This window comes from Ectobacillus funiculus, assembly GCF_004138295.1.
Lineage (GTDB): Bacteria > Bacillota > Bacilli > Bacillales > Bacillaceae_G > Ectobacillus > Ectobacillus funiculus.
Genome location: NZ_SCFM01000009.1, coordinates 15,040 through 29,761, shown reverse-complemented (window position 1 = coordinate 29,761; position 14,722 = coordinate 15,040). Strand labels below are relative to the sequence as shown.

Here is a 14,722-nt window from a genome sequence, read left to right as displayed (position 1 = left end):
GCTCGTTACACCTCCACATCAAAAGGCTCATAATCTTTTCGTAACGGATATCCGACCCAATCATCAGGCAAGAGGATGCGCTTTAGGTTTGGATGCCCCTCGAATGTAATGCCGAGCAAATCGTATGCCTCGCGCTCAGGCCAATTTGCCCCCTGCCAAAGCGGTGTAATGGACGGAACCCTCGGCTCATCGCGGTCCACCTTTACCTTGACGGCAACTGACTGCCGATTGTTATAAGAATACAAGTGAATATACACTTCCATATGCGTCACAAAATCTGTGGCATGCAGCTCGGATACATAATTAAATGCCAGCTGCTCATTATATTTTAGAAACTCCATAGCCTTATAATAATAATCCTTGTGCAAAACAAGCGTTGGAACATCCTTGGATAGTCTATTAATGTAAGACTCTTCTAAAGCCTCCTCGCTAAGATGCTGCTGCAAAACATTGATATATTTATCGAGGTAAGGCTGATTTGGTGAGGGCTGCTCTTCGATCGGTTCCTCCTTCGGTTCAGAGACTGCTCCTCTCTTAGCAGCAGCTGCCGCTGCAGCTTTGGCTTTTGCGGCTGCAATCGCCTTTGCCTTTGCATCATCCCCGCCAGCTCCCTCTGCCTTTGCGGCTGCCTTCGCTTTTGCTGCCGCCGCTGCCTTTGCCTTCGCCTTCGCTGCCGCAATAGCTTTTGCCTTTTCGTCGTCCTCAGCAGAGCCATTACCTGCGTCCTGCTGCATAGCGCGGGCTGCTTTCGCCTTCGCCGCTGCCGCCGCCTTTGCCTTCGCTGCTGCTGCAGCCTTCGCCTTCGCATCATCTGAAGGAGGGGCTTCCCCAGCGGACTTCTCCGCTGCTCTCTGCTTCGCCAACTCCAGTGCCCTCGCCTTCGCTTCCGCTGCCGCGCGCTTCTTGGCCTCTGCCGGATCCTCCGGCGCCGCTGACTCACCTGCCGCTTTCTCAGCCGCTCTTTGCTTTGCCAGCTCCAGCGCCCTCGCCTTCGCTTCCGCTGCCGCGCGCTTCTTGGCCTCTGCCGGATCCTCCGGCGCCGCTGACTCACCTGCCGCTTTCTCAGCCGCCCTCTGCTTCGCCAGCTCCTGTGCTCTTGCCTTCGCTTCCGCCGCTGCGCGCTTCTTGGCTTCTGCCGGATCCTCCGGCGCCGCTGACTCACCTGCTGCTTTCTCAGCCGCTCTCTGCTTCGCCAGCTCCTGCGCCCTCGCCTTCGCTTCCGCTGCTGCACGCTTCTTGGCCTCTGCCGGATCCTCCAGCGGCGTTGACTCACCTGCCGCTTTCTCAGCCGCTCTTTGCTTTACCAGCTCCTGCGCCCTCGCCTTCGCTTCCGCTGCCGCGCGCTTCTTGGCCTCTGCCGGATCCTCCGGCGCTGCTGACTCACCTGCTGCCTTCTCAGCCGCTCTTTGCTTTGCCAGCTCCTGCGCTCTTGCCTTCGCTTCCGCTGCTGCGCGCTTCTTGGCCTCTGCCGGATCCTCTGGTATATCGATTTTATTCTCCAAAGTTTCACCTTCTTCTGGTAGCGCTTTCTCCCCTTCATTCGCTGCAGCTTGCTGTGCTGCTGGTGTCGAACTTTGTTGCATAGCTTTTCGCTCTGCCAGCTTTCGCAGGGCTTCTTCCTTCGCTCGTGCTGCCGCCTCGCGTTTTAGCTCTTCCTTACTCTTCTCGTTCTCGCTCATCGATTCGTCACCTGCTTCCCAGTCCGCGCTTCGTAACGAATTTTCTCCTTCAGCTTATTAATACCGTAAATTAAAGCTGCCGGGTTTGGCGGGCATCCCGGTATATATACATCAACCGGAACAACTTGGTCCACACCTTTGACAACCGCATACGAATTCACATACGGCCCTCCAGCTGTTGCACATGAACCCATTGCAATAACCCACTTTGGCTCCGGCATTTGATCATATAATCGACGCACGATTGGTGCCATTTTCTTTGTTACAGTACCGGATACAATCATCACGTCCGACTGACGCGGAGAGGTACGAAAGAAAGAACCAAAGCGATCCAGGTCATAGTGGGATGACCCAACCCCCATCATTTCAATAGCACAGCAGGCAAGCCCAAATGTCATGGGCCAAAGTGAATTGCTTCGCGCCCACCCCTTTACCTGCTCTAGCGTTGCGAAAAAAATATTGCGCTCTAGCTCTGCCCTTTCATCTGGGTGAAGCTCCTCAAAGTTTATAGCCATCTTAACACCTTCTTTTTCCAAGCATACACAAGTCCGATAAGAAGCATAACAACAAAAATCAGCATTTCAATGAGCGCAAACACTCCAAGCTCATTATAGGCAACTGCCCATGGATACAAAAAGACTGTTTCCACATCAAAAATGACAAACAGTAACGCAAAAATGTAATAGCGGGCATGAAACCGTACGTTTGCTTCATGAAATGGTTCAATGCCGCTTTCATACGTAGTCTGCTTTGCAGCACTCGGACGATTCGGACGAAGCAGCTTGCCGGCAGTTAATGCAACGACAGGCAGCAGGATACCCAAAAGCAAAAAGACAACTACAATTAAATAGTTGTTTTGATACAGGTTGAACATCTTCAAAACCCCCTTCCGTTTGCTTGAATTTGTCCAATCAACAAGCTCTAAATCTGCTAAAGCACCTTATTTTTTCTTAATTTTCTAAATAATGTAATCTTAATTATTATATCAAATTTATATTTCCTATGTCGACCAATTAAGGTAATGAAAGGAATGTTGTTCCATTTTTTACATATCTCAAATGTTTTTTACGTTATGATCTAGAATGGTATGGATGCTAGCTATAGCTCTGTATAAACTGACACTTTACTTTTCCTATCTAGAAACCTAAATCCCCTGCTTTCCGATATTCTCTCAGATTAATTAGCTGTAAGACACTTCTTCCAGCTCGTCCCTCTCTGACAGACGAAGATAAAAATGAGCAACCGAGGTGGAAACATACGGAACAACCCAAAAGCTTGCAATCCCAAAAGTAATAATGGTTAGCAGCAGCCAGCCAAAAAAGCGGAGACATAGCAAAAACAGCTGCCATTTATATCCCTTCATCATTTCCCTGCTTATATCCAGCGCTTCGTGCACCGTATACTCAGGATGATCGATTAAAATGAAGGGAGTCATTGAATAAGAAAATGATTTGATAATGCCAGGTACAACAAGCAGCAGGCTCCATAAAAATGTATAAAAGGAAATAAAAAATGCGATCTTGCATGCCTGCATCATCTTTCTCCAGCTTCCAAAATAATCAAATAGCAAATCGGCTGTCACCGGCTCCTGCCGTGCTAGACAGAGGAAGAGCTTCCGGCGCCCCATTATAATAATTCCCGAAAAAATCAAGGAAACTGCTACATATATACCATACAGCAGCCCAACCGTAACCTCCTCTAAAAATGTATGTACAGCATACAAAGCTGCAATCATAAATGGAAGATATAAGGCACCGGAGCCAATGGAAAGAATGAGCTGGCTCAAAAAGGTGACACCCGCTCCAAAGTGCCATTTCCCCCTTAAGGTTGCTGCCGCCAGCCGTTTGCACTCACCTGTCATCATTCTATTTCCTCCCCCTATTCTCTGGACATGTTCTCCTCTTGCCATATGTATTCAGGAGAGAGAAAAGATATGAATGACAGAAGGACATACTCGCTTGCATTGCAAAATTCGGATACAATAGGTAGAAAACTGCAGGAAATGGAGGCTTTGTATGAAGACCATTACAACGCAGGAATTATCTAATCTTACACAGGTATCTGTTCGCTGGATTGAAGCAAAATGTCAAACAGGGGAAATTCGTGCTCTGCAGAATGAGACTGGAGCCTGGCTTGTGCTAGAATCGGAGCTTCATGAAAACCCTCTTATTGTACAATGGCTGAGAAGCAAGGACTTATTTTGGGGATGTTAAACTTGTAAAGAAAACTCGCCGATTGGCAAGCACTGCCCTTGGGCGAAGACAGAGGCGTAGTTGCACTTATACTTTATTCCTAAAATTTCCAACTGCGTCGAATGGTCTTCCTGCTAGAAATTTATACTTTCTTAAATTGTAAAGAGAACTCGCTGATTAGCGAGTCCTGTCCTTGGGTGAAGACAGAGGCGTAGTTACACTTACACTTTGTTCCTAGCATTTCCCGCTACGTCGAGTTTGCTTCTAGCGGGAAATTTATACTTTCTATGTAAAAATCCCCCTAGCATTTAGTCCAATCATTCTTATTTAATTCTCATATATTGTTATTGAAATGAGGGATTAAAATAAAACTACAAGACATTAAACGACCTTATGATACAGTAATCGGAATAGGCAGTGCATGCGATCCAACAATTCACATAAAAAGACTTAATCTCAGAAAAGCTTCACTACCTCTTGATTGGGTAGCATCCTTATCTCTTTCTAATGTAAGCAGATTATTGGAAAATAAATTCACTGGCTATATGGAACTTGAAAATATGCGTTTAAAAGATGGGTCTGCTTTTTATCTTGATGATGGATCTCCCATTTTTTCTGATGATAGATTTGCTAAGCCAGTTCAATCATATTTTGTAGAAGATACCTTTTACAATATTATTTCAGTTCATGATTTCCCAATACTCCCGAATCAAGATTGGACTGCCACATACCCTTCTTTTAAAGAAAAACTAAATAAACGGGTTAATCGTTTTCTTGACCTAATGAATACCAGTCAATCTATTCTCTTTGTAAGATGGTTTGCGAATTATAACCAAGCTGCCGAACTACAGTCCGCTTTGTATAAAATAACAAATGGTTTATTTCATATAGTCATCATAAATCCTGTAGAAGGTTTACCCAATGTCTCAGAAGTGGATTGGGGACTGGATAGAGTGTGTAGTGTTCAAGTCCCTAATCGTATCCATGACACTACAATTTGGGATTATATTCTAAATGGAGTCACGTTAACTCCATAATTTTTCTAGGCCAGACTAGTGCAAAAAAGCTGCAAGAGGCGTCCCCCTTGCAGCTTTTTTATTGTTATTTACTAGAAACGTCTATACGGTTAGCTGCTCGTTTTAAAGCAAGTTCGGCACGTTTGAAATCGATGTTGGCTTGCTTATCTTCTAAGCGACGCTCAGCACGGCGCTTCGCTTCATTCGCGCGGTGCACATCAATATGAGATGCCTCCTCAGCGGAAGGGGACAAAATTGTCACCTTATCAGGACGAACTTCAATGAAGCCGCCAGCCACTGCTACTTTATCAGTTCTGTTACCTATTTTCAGGCGAACAGCACTGATTCGCAGCGGTGCCACTGTAGAAATGTGACCCGGCAGGATCCCCATTTCTCCGCTTTCCGCTTTCACGCTAACCATTTCAACATCATTTTCATATACCGGTCCGTTAGGAGTCACGATACTGACTGGAACTGTCTTCATGGTTTTTCCCTCCTAAGGCCTTATTATGCTAACGTTGCAGCTTTCTCGATAGCTTCTTCAATACGACCTACAAGACGGAAAGATTCCTCTGGAAGATCGTCATATTTGCCTTCTAGAATTTCTTTAAATCCGCGTACAGTTTCTTTTACAGGTACGTAAGAACCAGGTTGGCCTGTAAATTGCTCTGCTACGTGGAAGTTTTGAGACAAGAAGAACTGAATGCGGCGCGCACGTTGTACAACTAGCTTGTCATCTTCAGACAACTCGTCCATACCAAGGATCGCAATGATATCTTGAAGCTCTTTGTAGCGTTGCAATGTTTGCTGTACTTGACGAGCTACTCCATAATGCTCTTCTCCTACGATTTCAGGAGATAATGCACGAGATGTAGACGCCAATGGATCTACCGCTGGGTAAATACCAATCTGTGTTAAACGACGCTCAAGGTTTGTTGTTGCATCTAAGTGAGCGAACGTTGTTGCAGGAGCCGGGTCAGTGTAGTCATCCGCTGGTACGTATACTGCCTGAATGGAAGTGATAGAACCTTTGTTAGTGGATGTGATACGCTCTTGCAATTGACCCATTTCTGTAGCTAGCGTTGGTTGGTAACCTACGGCAGATGGCATACGGCCAAGAAGCGCGGATACCTCAGAACCTGCTTGCGTGAAACGGAAGATATTATCGATGAACAATAGTACGTCTTGTCCTTGCTCATCACGGAAATATTCAGCCATTGTCAAACCAGTTAGGGCTACGCGTTGACGTGCTCCAGGCGGCTCATTCATTTGTCCGAATACCATTGCTGTTTTCTTAATAACGCCGGAATCGCTCATCTCATGGTATAGGTCATTACCTTCACGAGTACGCTCACCTACACCTGCGAATACGGAAATACCGCCGTGCTCTTGTGCGATGTTGTTGATCAATTCCTGAATTAATACCGTTTTACCTACGCCGGCACCACCGAATAGACCGATTTTACCACCCTTGATGTAAGGAGCAAGCAAGTCTACTACTTTAATACCAGTTTCAAGAATTTCTACTTTTGTAGAAAGCTCTTCAAACGCAGGAGCTTGACGGTGAATCGGGTCGCGGCGAACATCTGCAGAAACCTCGCCGTCTAAGTCGATTGCATCGCCAAGTACGTTAAATACGCGGCCAAGAGTTGCGTCCCCTACTGGAACGGAAATCGGGCTGCCAGTGTCTGTTACATTCATGCCACGAACAAGTCCGTCTGTAGAAGCCATCGCAACTGTACGAACTGTATCGTCGCCAAGGTGAAGAGCAACCTCTAATGTAAGGTTAATGGAAGCTTCGCCTTTACCGCTTGCTTCGTTTGTGACTTTAAGGGCGTTGTAGAGAGCAGGAAGCTTGCCGTCTTCAAACTTCACGTCTACAACCGGACCCATTATCGCTGTAACGCGTCCTTTATTCATCGGTTTCCCTCCTAATTGTTTGTTGCCGTCCAGCTTACATCAGCAGAGCAAATTCTCTCTGATGAAAGGCTAATAGACATGTTAATGAAAGCTTTCTATTCCAGTGCAGCCGCACCGCCGACGATTTCCGTAATTTCTTGCGTAATCGCTGCTTGACGTGCACGGTTGTAGGAAAGTGTAAGCGTATCGATAACGTCTTTTGCATTGTCAGTTGCATTTTTCATTGCTGTCATACGCGCTGCATGCTCACTTGCTTTACCGTCCAGCAAGGCACCGTAAATTAAGCTTTCTGCGTATTGCGGCAATAGTACCTTCAAAATGTCTTCTTCAGAAGGCTCGAACTCATAGTATCTGCTCGGCTTATTGGATTGAATATCCGTAAGAGGCAATACTTTTGTAGCTGCTACCTCTTGCTGTATTTTGCTTACGTAATGATTGTAGTAAATATATAGCTCGTCGTATGCTTCATCTGCAAACATGGAAACCGCACGAGATGCGATGTCTCTAATGTCAGAAAATACCGGTTGGTCAGATAATCCTGTAATTTGATCAATAATGTTAAAGCCGCGGCGTTTTAAGTAGTCACGGCCTGTACGACCAATTACAACGATAGCATACTGGCTGGAATCCAACTTGTGACGATCTTGAATTTCCTTACTTAGAGCACGTAGTACGTTACTGTTATATGCACCTGCAAGTCCACGGTCGGATGTAATTACGATATATCCTGTGCGTTTCACAGGACGAGCCGTCATCATTGGGTGATTAAACTTTCTACCACCGCCTGCGATGCTAGCTACTACCTCCTGAATTTTCTCCATGTATGGAACGAATGCTTTCGCATTTTGCTCCGCACGGTTCAATTTGGATGCAGACACCATCTCCATCGCCTTCGTAATTTGACTCGTTTTCTTCGTGGACGTAATTTTCGTTTTAATCTCGCGTAAAGATGCCACAGGGTTTCACCACCTTTTGTCGAAAGTAGGCATGGAAAGAGAATAGGACAAGCCTACTCTCTTATTACTATTTATAAGGAGCCAAGCCGGCTCCGCTTTTCGTTATTATTCAGAAACAACAAACGTCTTTTTGAACTCCTCGATTGCGCCGCCCATTACATCGTCAGGTTGAAGCTGACGAGTTGTACGGATTTGTTCAAGTACTTCTGCACGGTTGGAATCCATCCATGCAAGCAGCTCTTCTTCAAAGCGTTGAACGTCCACAACTGGAATATCATCAAGGAATCCGCGTGTTAGTGCATAAAGAATCATAACTTGCTTTTCTACCTTAAGAGGTTTGTGCAAGCCTTGTTTCAATACTTCTACTGTACGCGAACCACGATTTAGTTTCGCTTGTGTCGCTTTATCAAGGTCAGAACCGAATGCTGCGAATGCTTCTAGCTCACGGAAGGATGCTAAATCCAGACGAAGTGTACCAGAAACCTTGCTCATTGCTTTAATCTGAGCAGCTCCCCCTACGCGGGATACGGATGTACCTGCATCAATCGCAGGACGTACACCGGAGAAGAATAAGTCAGATTGTAAGAAAATTTGTCCGTCTGTAATCGAAATTACGTTTGTCGGAATGTAAGCAGAAACGTCCCCTGCTTGTGTTTCAATGAACGGAAGTGCCGTTAAGGAACCTGCGCCCTTTGCATCGCTTAATTTCGCAGCGCGCTCTAATAAACGGGAGTGCAAGTAGAATACATCCCCTGGATACGCTTCACGACCTGGAGGACGGCGAAGCAACAAGGAAAGCTCGCGGTATGCTGCTGCTTGCTTAGTAAGATCATCGTATACAACAAGAACGTGCTTGCCGTTGTACATGAACTCTTCACCCATCGTTACGCCTGTGTAAGGAGCCAAGTATAGTAATGGAGCCGGCTGGGAAGCAGACGCCGTTACAACGATTGTATAATCTAATGCGCCGAATTTACGCAATGTTTCAACTACGTTACGTACAGTGGACTCCTTTTGTCCGATTGCAACGTAAATACAGATCATATCTTGATCTTTTTGGTTAAGAATTGTATCGATCGCTACTGATGTTTTACCAGTTTGGCGGTCACCGATGATTAACTCACGTTGTCCACGGCCGATTGGTACAAGCGCATCAATCGCTTTAATACCCGTTTGAAGCGGCTCATGAACAGATTTACGATCCATTACGCCAGGAGCCGGGCTTTCGATTGGACGAGTTTTAGTTGTATTGATTGGACCTAATCCATCTACAGGTTGTCCAAGAGAGTTTACGACACGACCAACAAGTTCCGGACCTACTGGTACCTGCATGATACGTCCTGTACGACGCACTTCGTCACCTTCACGGATACCTGTGTAAGGTCCTAAAATAATGATACCTACATTGTTTTCTTCTAAGTTTTGCGCTAGTCCCATAACTCCGTTAGCAAATTCTACAAGTTCTCCGGCCATTACATTATCAAGACCATGAACAAGTGCGATACCGTCACCAACACGGATAACTGTACCAACATCGCTAACTTCGATTTCGGACTGATAGTTTTCGATTTGTTGCTTTAACAGTGCGCTAATTTCTTCAGCTCTGATGCTCATGCGTTTCACCCCTATCTATTGTTCAAAAGTTCACGCTGAATACGTGCTAATTTTCCTTGTAGGCTTCCGTCATAAATACGGTTGCCGATACGGACTTTAATGCCGCCTAATAAATCAGTATCTACAATATTTTTAATGCGGACCGCATCTTTTTCTATCTTCTTGGCAAACACTTCAGCAATTCCCACTTGCTCGTCCTCAGTAAGCGGGCGAACAGAGTAGACGATAGCATCCGCTACATTGCGCTCTTCATTCGCTAAAGTAAAATATACGTCTGCGATGTTTGCAATGATGTCCTCACGATGCTTGTCAATTAAAAGAAAAAGCGTATTTAGTACATAGGAAGACAAAGAAGAAAACGCTTGGCGAATTACTTCTTTCTTCTTTTCAGCGGAAATGTTTGGTTGAGTTAAGAATGTGCTTAATTCTTTGCTTGTAAGGAATACTTCCTTTACAGTGCGCAGCTCTTCTTCAAAAGTTTCGAGCATATGCTTTTCTTTGGCAAGCTTGAAAAGAGCAACTGCGTAACGCTTTGCTACAATGTCCTTACTCATCGCACTTCGCCTACCTCTTTAATGTAGTCGCGGATAAGCGATGCTTGATCCTCTTCCTTCAATTCCTTTTGAATGACTTTGGAAGCGATTTGAACAGATAAAACAGCAACTTGTGCTTGTAATGCAGCAATCGCTTGATCTTTCTCACGCTGGATTTCTTTCACCGCAGCTTCTTTAATGGACTCTGCTTCTGCCTTCGCAGCAACTAAAATACCATCTTTTTGCTCTTCTGCTTGCTTTTTCGCTCTCTCAATCAATTCTTGCGCTTCTACACGGGATTGCTTTACAGCTGCACGTTGCTCTTCTAATAATTTCTTAGTTTCTGCATTGTTCTTTTCAGCAGCCTCAATTTCACCTGCAATGTGTTGTTCACGCTGCTTCATCATGTTCATTAAGGGGCCAAATGCAACCTTTCGCACTAAGAACAAAAGGATAATAAAACTTACTAGAGTAAAGAGCACATCTCCGTTAGCCATAGCTGACCCTAACACGAACGTATTCACTTGAAACACAACGATTCACTCCCTTCAAGGGTTATTCAGCTTATATTTATGAAACTGTTTAATGTCAAAATTACTTAACTAAAGGAATGGCGAAGGCCCTCCATTCAGAGCTAACTTCGCCATTGTATACATCATATTGTGTTCTTAGCGGTTTAATGTTAAGAAACCAATAACGACTGCGATAATTGGAAGTGCTTCTACTAACGCAATACCGATGAACATTTGAGTTTGTAATAAACCTCTTAATTCTGGTTGACGAGCAATTCCTTCAACTGTACGAGATGCAACAAGACCGTTACCAATACCAGCGCCAACTGCTGCTAAACCAGTTGCGATAGCAGCTGCAATAATTCCTAAACTCATAATGATATATCCTCCTTTAAATGTTTCCTTAATTAATTTTTTATGAAATAAATTAATGGTCGCTGCTCACTTTGTGAGACATATAAACCATTGTTAACATAACGAAAACAAACGATTGGATGCTTCCGATAAACACACTGAATCCTTGCCATACAACTGTCGGAATGAACGTAAGGATCGTAATAACTACATTCCCAGCTGCACTCGATGCAGGTCCATGTGTAGCCAATTTTGCTAACATGCTTAATAAAATTTCACCTGCAAAGATGTTTCCGTATAGACGTAAGCCTAACGTTAAAGTATTAGCAAATTCCTCAATGATCTTAATAGGGAACAACCACCAAAGAGGCGCGAAAAAACTTTCTTTTATGTAGTTTTTGCTGCCTTTTTGCTTTACTCCATAGAAATGCGTTAGCACTACAATCATAACAGCCAACGTTAATGTAACAATAGGATCAGATGTTGGCGATCTCCAGATTAAATTCTCATGATATGAAAGGGAGAAGAATAACCCTAACATATTTGATACGAAAAGGAATAAGATTAATGTAGTACCCAATGACCAGAACTTCTTTCCTGTCTCCCAATCCATTGTACTACCAATGATTCCTTTAACAAAATCTAGTATCCACTCCACGAAGTTTTGCATACCAGTTGGCTTCATGGCTAGCTTACGGGTGCCAAGTGTCACTATTAATAGCACAATCGCCATTACGACGGGAATCATGATAATGTTGGATAGATTGAACGTCAGTCCTAAAAACTTAAACATATAAAAGTTATGTTCCATCTTTATTCACCTCGCTTTCACTGCTATGAATAAAATTATAATAAAACAAATTTATGACAATGATAGAATAGCCTATCACTATACCCAATAATAATGCCATAGATGAAATGTGGGTTTCATACTTAGCGGCGACAAGCGCAATCAAGGCTGCTCCTGAAAAACGCGAGAGCATCCCTAAGGATTTCACACGAATATTCTTAACTACCTTTTCTCCAAAATTGGTTACTTTTTTTGCTAAGTAGTTAATGGAGAAAAGGCTAAAGGATATTCCCATTATCAAACCTAAAAATTGTGAAGAATACGAAGTAAATCCCCAGCCTAAGACTAGTAAAGCTAACAAATATAACATTTGTTTTTTGAAACTTTTAACTGCTATTTCCATCATAGCTGATTCTCCTTGAAATAACGTTTAATAAGAGAAATGGTAGTATATACCCCAACAAATAACCCTAATAGCAGCCCGATAACTAAAAATAAAGGGGAAAGATGTGATCTTTCATCTAGCCACATTCCTCCAAAAATTCCTATAAGAATAAAGCCTACTAATTGGGACGTAATTGTCGTCATCAAAGCCGCAGCTTTCATTGGATTTCGTTTATTCCCATGCAAGCGTTCATCCCTCCAAATGGGTATAAGGAGTTTGGTGCAAAATGAGGTGTGAGATGTTTTTATGATTACCCTTTTTTATACGAGAATCATTTTTTGAGTTGTTGAAAAGCGAGTATTTTGTCAAAAGATAGACGAAAACTATCGCTGAAAACCTTATCATCCACTCACTTTGTTAGCATACAATAGTGTGTTAAATAGTGTCAATGCCAAATCGAAAAAAATCGAAAAATTCCAACTCAATCTTGAATTTGTCAATAAATGTTCACATTTTAAGCATTTTCCTATTGGAATTGAAGAGTTTTTTCTATGATATCCTCCTTTTTTCCTTTCTTTGCAAATATAAGCGCCTTATATGTCCCTTTGATAGATTGTTTTACTGATATAACTTCCCTCACTCTTCCGCTTGTCACATTTTGACGATACATAATGTAATCTACATATCGAAATGTGGCTGGATCATACAAAACAATTCCTAGTTCATCTGCTCCCCCAGGCAGATACATTTCATAACGGTACAATTCAGGAGCGTCCCCTTTCACAAATCGAAACCCCATAATTCGCGGATAATCGGGCTCCTCTACGAAGAATAAATAAGGAAGCTCGGCAGCGGTACTACCGCTTCGGACGCGCAAATAGCCTTCATGTACCCCTTCCCGCAAGGTGAAAGCGCTTAATTCTGTACCAATGACAACACGCTGTTTTTCATGCGGCTTTACATATACTGTATGCGGTAGCCTCCATTGTATACCAGGCCTAGCCTGCGGCGTCTCGAAAACATATTTTTGCACCTTCTCCGTTTGATTGTCGAGCGTCACAGCAACCTTACGTATCGTATGTCCCTGCGATGACCGAATGAGCCCGAATGATAGAGAAGAAGGATAAATAAGAAAAGGCGGATGCAGCGCTTGTTCGAGCTGAACGCGCCCAGCTCCCTGCTCATACACATGATATGGCTGCTTTCCTTTATATAGTAGCTTCGCTGTATTCATGAGCGCTGCCTTCACCTGCTCCGGTGTCCAGTTCGGGTGCGCCTGCTTCAGCAGCGCAGCGGCGCCCGCCACATGGGGCGCCGCCATACTCGTGCCCTGCAGCGACATATACCCTTTGGGAACCGTGCTGGTAATACCCACGCCTGGAGCAACGACATCGGGCTTAATCCCCCATGTTACCGTAACAGGACCGCGCGAGCTAAAACCAGCGAGACGATCTTGCTCTGTATGAAACACCGTACCGGCAAGCGAGCCCCTCTGCTTTCTAAGCCATGCACCGTCACGGCCGGACATAGCAGCAGCGGGAATAGCCGCTCCTTCAGCCATCCCGGCAAAGGAGCCCGGCATATTGTTATAAATAATAATGGCCTTTGCCCCTGCCCTCTGTGCATTCTGCACCTTTTCCGCAAACGAAAGCTCGCCTCGCTTTACAAGAACGATTTTGTTCCGAGCATTCTTCATATCAGCAGTCTTCCCAAGACCGGCATCCACCCATTCATATGTACGCTCTAGATTCCACTCCTTTGCCCCGCCAAGCTGCGCCAGCCGAAACTCCCTCCCTGCAACACGCAGGTAAGGAATGCGAAGACGCGGTGTGGATGCCCCGACCGTAATAGCCTGCGCCGCCGTTCCCGGGGATCCGATCGTCCAAATAGAGGGACCTGAGTTACCTGATGCCGTTACAGCAATAATCCCTGCTCTAGCAGCATAGTTTAAGGCAATGCTCGTCGGCCAATCTGGGCCGTTGACATCATTGCCGAGCGAAAGATTAAGAACATCCACCCGATCCTTGATTGCTCTCTCAATTGCGTTGAGTACCGTTTCGGTCGAGCCAACACCGCCAGGCCCAAGTGCGCGGTACGCGAAGATTTTTGCATCCGGTGCGATGCCCCTGAGCTTCCCATTTGCTGCAATGATACCCGCTACATGGGAGCCGTGCTGCGTTGGCTCCTTCGTTTTCGATTCCATCGGGTCAGAATCGTTATCTACCGTGTCATAGCCGCCTGCATAGCTGCGCCGCAAATCTGGGTGGCGGTAATCTAATCCTGTGTCAATAACCCCGACGCGGACCCCAGCCCCGCTTAAACGCCTGCCCGATGCATCAAAATAGCCGCGCACCTTAGCCCCGCCAATAAACGGGACGCTCTCTGTTATATCAGCTTTATACACAGATACAGGGGTAACGCGAGCGATGCCCGGGATCTTGGCCAGATTGCGCAGCTCCTTCCTGCTTCCTTGTACACTTAAGCCGGACAGTGCTGTTTGATACACACAGCGTACCCGTATATTCGGGTATTCACGCCGAAGCATTTGCTGCACCTTCTCCATTCGTTCAGGCGCAGTCTCAACAATGGCAATTTCCTGCTCATTTTCATAAGAAGACGGCACAGGCGGACGATTCGGAAACACAGTCGCCTCTGCTTTTGTCGCAAACAAAAGAAGACATCCTAGAAGTAAAACCCGAAGCATAACGAACCTCCCTTTTCCTATATGCTTCTCCTTTTCCAGCTATTCCATGTATAAGAAAGAGGGAAAT

At 44.9% G+C, this 14,722-nt stretch carries 17 protein-coding genes; 2 read left to right on the top strand and 15 right to left on the bottom strand.

What is annotated here, in order from left to right; all coding sequences use genetic code 11:
• Positions 1-5: 5 nt before the first annotated feature.
• From EP737_RS08400 to EP737_RS08385, 4 genes are all read right to left on the bottom strand, one after another.
• Entirely contained in the window at positions 6-1,679 is a 1,674-nt protein-coding gene (locus EP737_RS08400) for an NADH-quinone oxidoreductase subunit C (RefSeq protein WP_129727524.1), read from the bottom strand.
• Positions 1,676-2,194: an NADH-quinone oxidoreductase subunit NuoB gene (gene nuoB / locus EP737_RS08395; protein ID WP_129727523.1), complete on the bottom strand. Its 519-nt coding sequence runs from the start codon at positions 2,192-2,194 to the stop codon at positions 1,676-1,678. Before nuoB ends, EP737_RS08400 begins: the two co-directional genes overlap by 4 nt.
• Positions 2,185-2,553, bottom strand: coding sequence for an NADH-quinone oxidoreductase subunit A (locus tag EP737_RS08390; protein WP_129727522.1), 369 nt, complete (start codon positions 2,551-2,553; stop codon positions 2,185-2,187). Before EP737_RS08390 ends, nuoB begins: the two co-directional genes overlap by 10 nt.
• A gap of 306 nt (positions 2,554-2,859) precedes the next feature.
• Positions 2,860-3,543 carry a DUF975 family protein gene (locus EP737_RS08385; RefSeq protein ID WP_165350725.1) on the bottom strand — a complete coding sequence of 228 codons (684 nt, stop codon included), beginning with the start codon at positions 3,541-3,543 and terminating at the stop codon, positions 2,860-2,862.
• Positions 3,544-3,694: 151 nt separating this feature from the next.
• Here EP737_RS08385 and EP737_RS08380 point away from each other — a divergent pair, with 151 nt between their 5' ends.
• A complete protein-coding gene (locus tag EP737_RS08380; RefSeq protein ID WP_129727520.1) occupies positions 3,695-3,892 on the top strand; it encodes a hypothetical protein in 198 nt (65 codons plus the stop codon).
• Positions 3,893-4,230: 338 nt separating this feature from the next.
• Positions 4,231-4,908 (top strand): DUF1796 family putative cysteine peptidase, encoded by a 678-nt coding sequence (locus tag EP737_RS08375; RefSeq protein ID WP_342772896.1) that lies wholly within the window; start codon positions 4,231-4,233, stop codon positions 4,906-4,908.
• A 64-nt stretch (positions 4,909-4,972) separates the two neighbouring features.
• Here EP737_RS08375 and EP737_RS08370 read toward each other — a convergent pair whose 3' ends face one another.
• The 11 genes from EP737_RS08370 to EP737_RS08320 form a co-directional block, all read right to left on the bottom strand.
• On the bottom strand, positions 4,973-5,371 hold the full coding sequence (locus EP737_RS08370) for a F0F1 ATP synthase subunit epsilon (protein WP_129727518.1): 399 nt from the start codon (positions 5,369-5,371) through the stop codon (positions 4,973-4,975).
• A 23-nt stretch (positions 5,372-5,394) separates the two neighbouring features.
• A complete protein-coding gene (gene atpD, locus EP737_RS08365) occupies positions 5,395-6,807 on the bottom strand; it encodes a F0F1 ATP synthase subunit beta (protein ID WP_129727517.1) in 1,413 nt (470 codons plus the stop codon).
• 95 nt (positions 6,808-6,902) lie between these two features.
• On the bottom strand, positions 6,903-7,763 hold the full coding sequence (gene atpG, locus EP737_RS08360; RefSeq protein ID WP_129727516.1) for an ATP synthase F1 subunit gamma: 861 nt from the start codon (positions 7,761-7,763) through the stop codon (positions 6,903-6,905).
• Positions 7,764-7,868: 105 nt separating this feature from the next.
• Entirely contained in the window at positions 7,869-9,377 is a 1,509-nt protein-coding gene (gene atpA, locus EP737_RS08355) for a F0F1 ATP synthase subunit alpha (protein WP_129727515.1), read from the bottom strand.
• 11 nt (positions 9,378-9,388) lie between these two features.
• Complete coding sequence (locus tag EP737_RS08350) at positions 9,389-9,931, bottom strand: F0F1 ATP synthase subunit delta (protein ID WP_129727514.1); 543 nt, start codon at positions 9,929-9,931, stop codon at positions 9,389-9,391.
• On the bottom strand, positions 9,928-10,434 hold the full coding sequence (gene atpF / locus EP737_RS08345) for a F0F1 ATP synthase subunit B (protein ID WP_129727640.1): 507 nt from the start codon (positions 10,432-10,434) through the stop codon (positions 9,928-9,930). The genes EP737_RS08350 and atpF overlap by 4 nt, the downstream gene beginning before the upstream one ends.
• Before the next feature lie 144 nt (positions 10,435-10,578).
• Complete coding sequence (atpE, locus tag EP737_RS08340) at positions 10,579-10,797, bottom strand: F0F1 ATP synthase subunit C (protein ID WP_129727513.1); 219 nt, start codon at positions 10,795-10,797, stop codon at positions 10,579-10,581.
• A 52-nt stretch (positions 10,798-10,849) separates the two neighbouring features.
• The gene (atpB, locus tag EP737_RS08335; RefSeq protein ID WP_129727512.1) at positions 10,850-11,587 is read right to left on the bottom strand and encodes a F0F1 ATP synthase subunit A; all 738 of its coding nucleotides are present in this window, start codon (positions 11,585-11,587) and stop codon (positions 10,850-10,852) included.
• Positions 11,577-11,972 (bottom strand): ATP synthase subunit I, encoded by a 396-nt coding sequence (locus EP737_RS08330; protein ID WP_129727511.1) that lies wholly within the window; start codon positions 11,970-11,972, stop codon positions 11,577-11,579. Before EP737_RS08330 ends, atpB begins: the two co-directional genes overlap by 11 nt.
• The gene (locus tag EP737_RS08325) at positions 11,969-12,196 is read right to left on the bottom strand and encodes an AtpZ/AtpI family protein (protein WP_129727510.1); all 228 of its coding nucleotides are present in this window, start codon (positions 12,194-12,196) and stop codon (positions 11,969-11,971) included. Before EP737_RS08325 ends, EP737_RS08330 begins: the two co-directional genes overlap by 4 nt.
• A 281-nt stretch (positions 12,197-12,477) precedes the next feature.
• Positions 12,478-14,655 (bottom strand): S8 family serine peptidase, encoded by a 2,178-nt coding sequence (locus tag EP737_RS08320; RefSeq protein ID WP_129727509.1) that lies wholly within the window; start codon positions 14,653-14,655, stop codon positions 12,478-12,480.
• Between the last annotated feature and the right edge of the window lie 67 nt (positions 14,656-14,722).

Coding starts and splice junctions, on each gene's coding strand:
- EP737_RS08400 (WP_129727524.1), bottom strand. CDS start 1,679: ATGAGCGAGAACGAGAAGAGTAAGGAAGAGCTAAAACGCGAGGCGGCA.
- nuoB (WP_129727523.1), bottom strand. CDS start 2,194: ATGGCTATAAACTTTGAGGAGCTTCACCCAGATGAAAGGGCAGAGCTA.
- EP737_RS08390 (WP_129727522.1), bottom strand. CDS start 2,553: ATGTTCAACCTGTATCAAAACAACTATTTAATTGTAGTTGTCTTTTTG.
- EP737_RS08385 (WP_165350725.1), bottom strand. CDS start 3,543: ATGATGACAGGTGAGTGCAAACGGCTGGCGGCAGCAACCTTAAGGGGG.
- EP737_RS08380 (WP_129727520.1), top strand. CDS start 3,695: ATGAAGACCATTACAACGCAGGAATTATCTAATCTTACACAGGTATCT.
- EP737_RS08370 (WP_129727518.1), bottom strand. CDS start 5,371: ATGAAGACAGTTCCAGTCAGTATCGTGACTCCTAACGGACCGGTATAT.
- atpD (WP_129727517.1), bottom strand. CDS start 6,807: ATGAATAAAGGACGCGTTACAGCGATAATGGGTCCGGTTGTAGACGTG.
- atpA (WP_129727515.1), bottom strand. CDS start 9,377: ATGAGCATCAGAGCTGAAGAAATTAGCGCACTGTTAAAGCAACAAATC.
- EP737_RS08350 (WP_129727514.1), bottom strand. CDS start 9,931: ATGAGTAAGGACATTGTAGCAAAGCGTTACGCAGTTGCTCTTTTCAAG.
- atpE (WP_129727513.1), bottom strand. CDS start 10,797: ATGAGTTTAGGAATTATTGCAGCTGCTATCGCAACTGGTTTAGCAGCA.
- atpB (WP_129727512.1), bottom strand. CDS start 11,587: ATGGAACATAACTTTTATATGTTTAAGTTTTTAGGACTGACGTTCAAT.
- EP737_RS08330 (WP_129727511.1), bottom strand. CDS start 11,972: ATGATGGAAATAGCAGTTAAAAGTTTCAAAAAACAAATGTTATATTTG.
- EP737_RS08320 (WP_129727509.1), bottom strand. CDS start 14,655: ATGCTTCGGGTTTTACTTCTAGGATGTCTTCTTTTGTTTGCGACAAAA.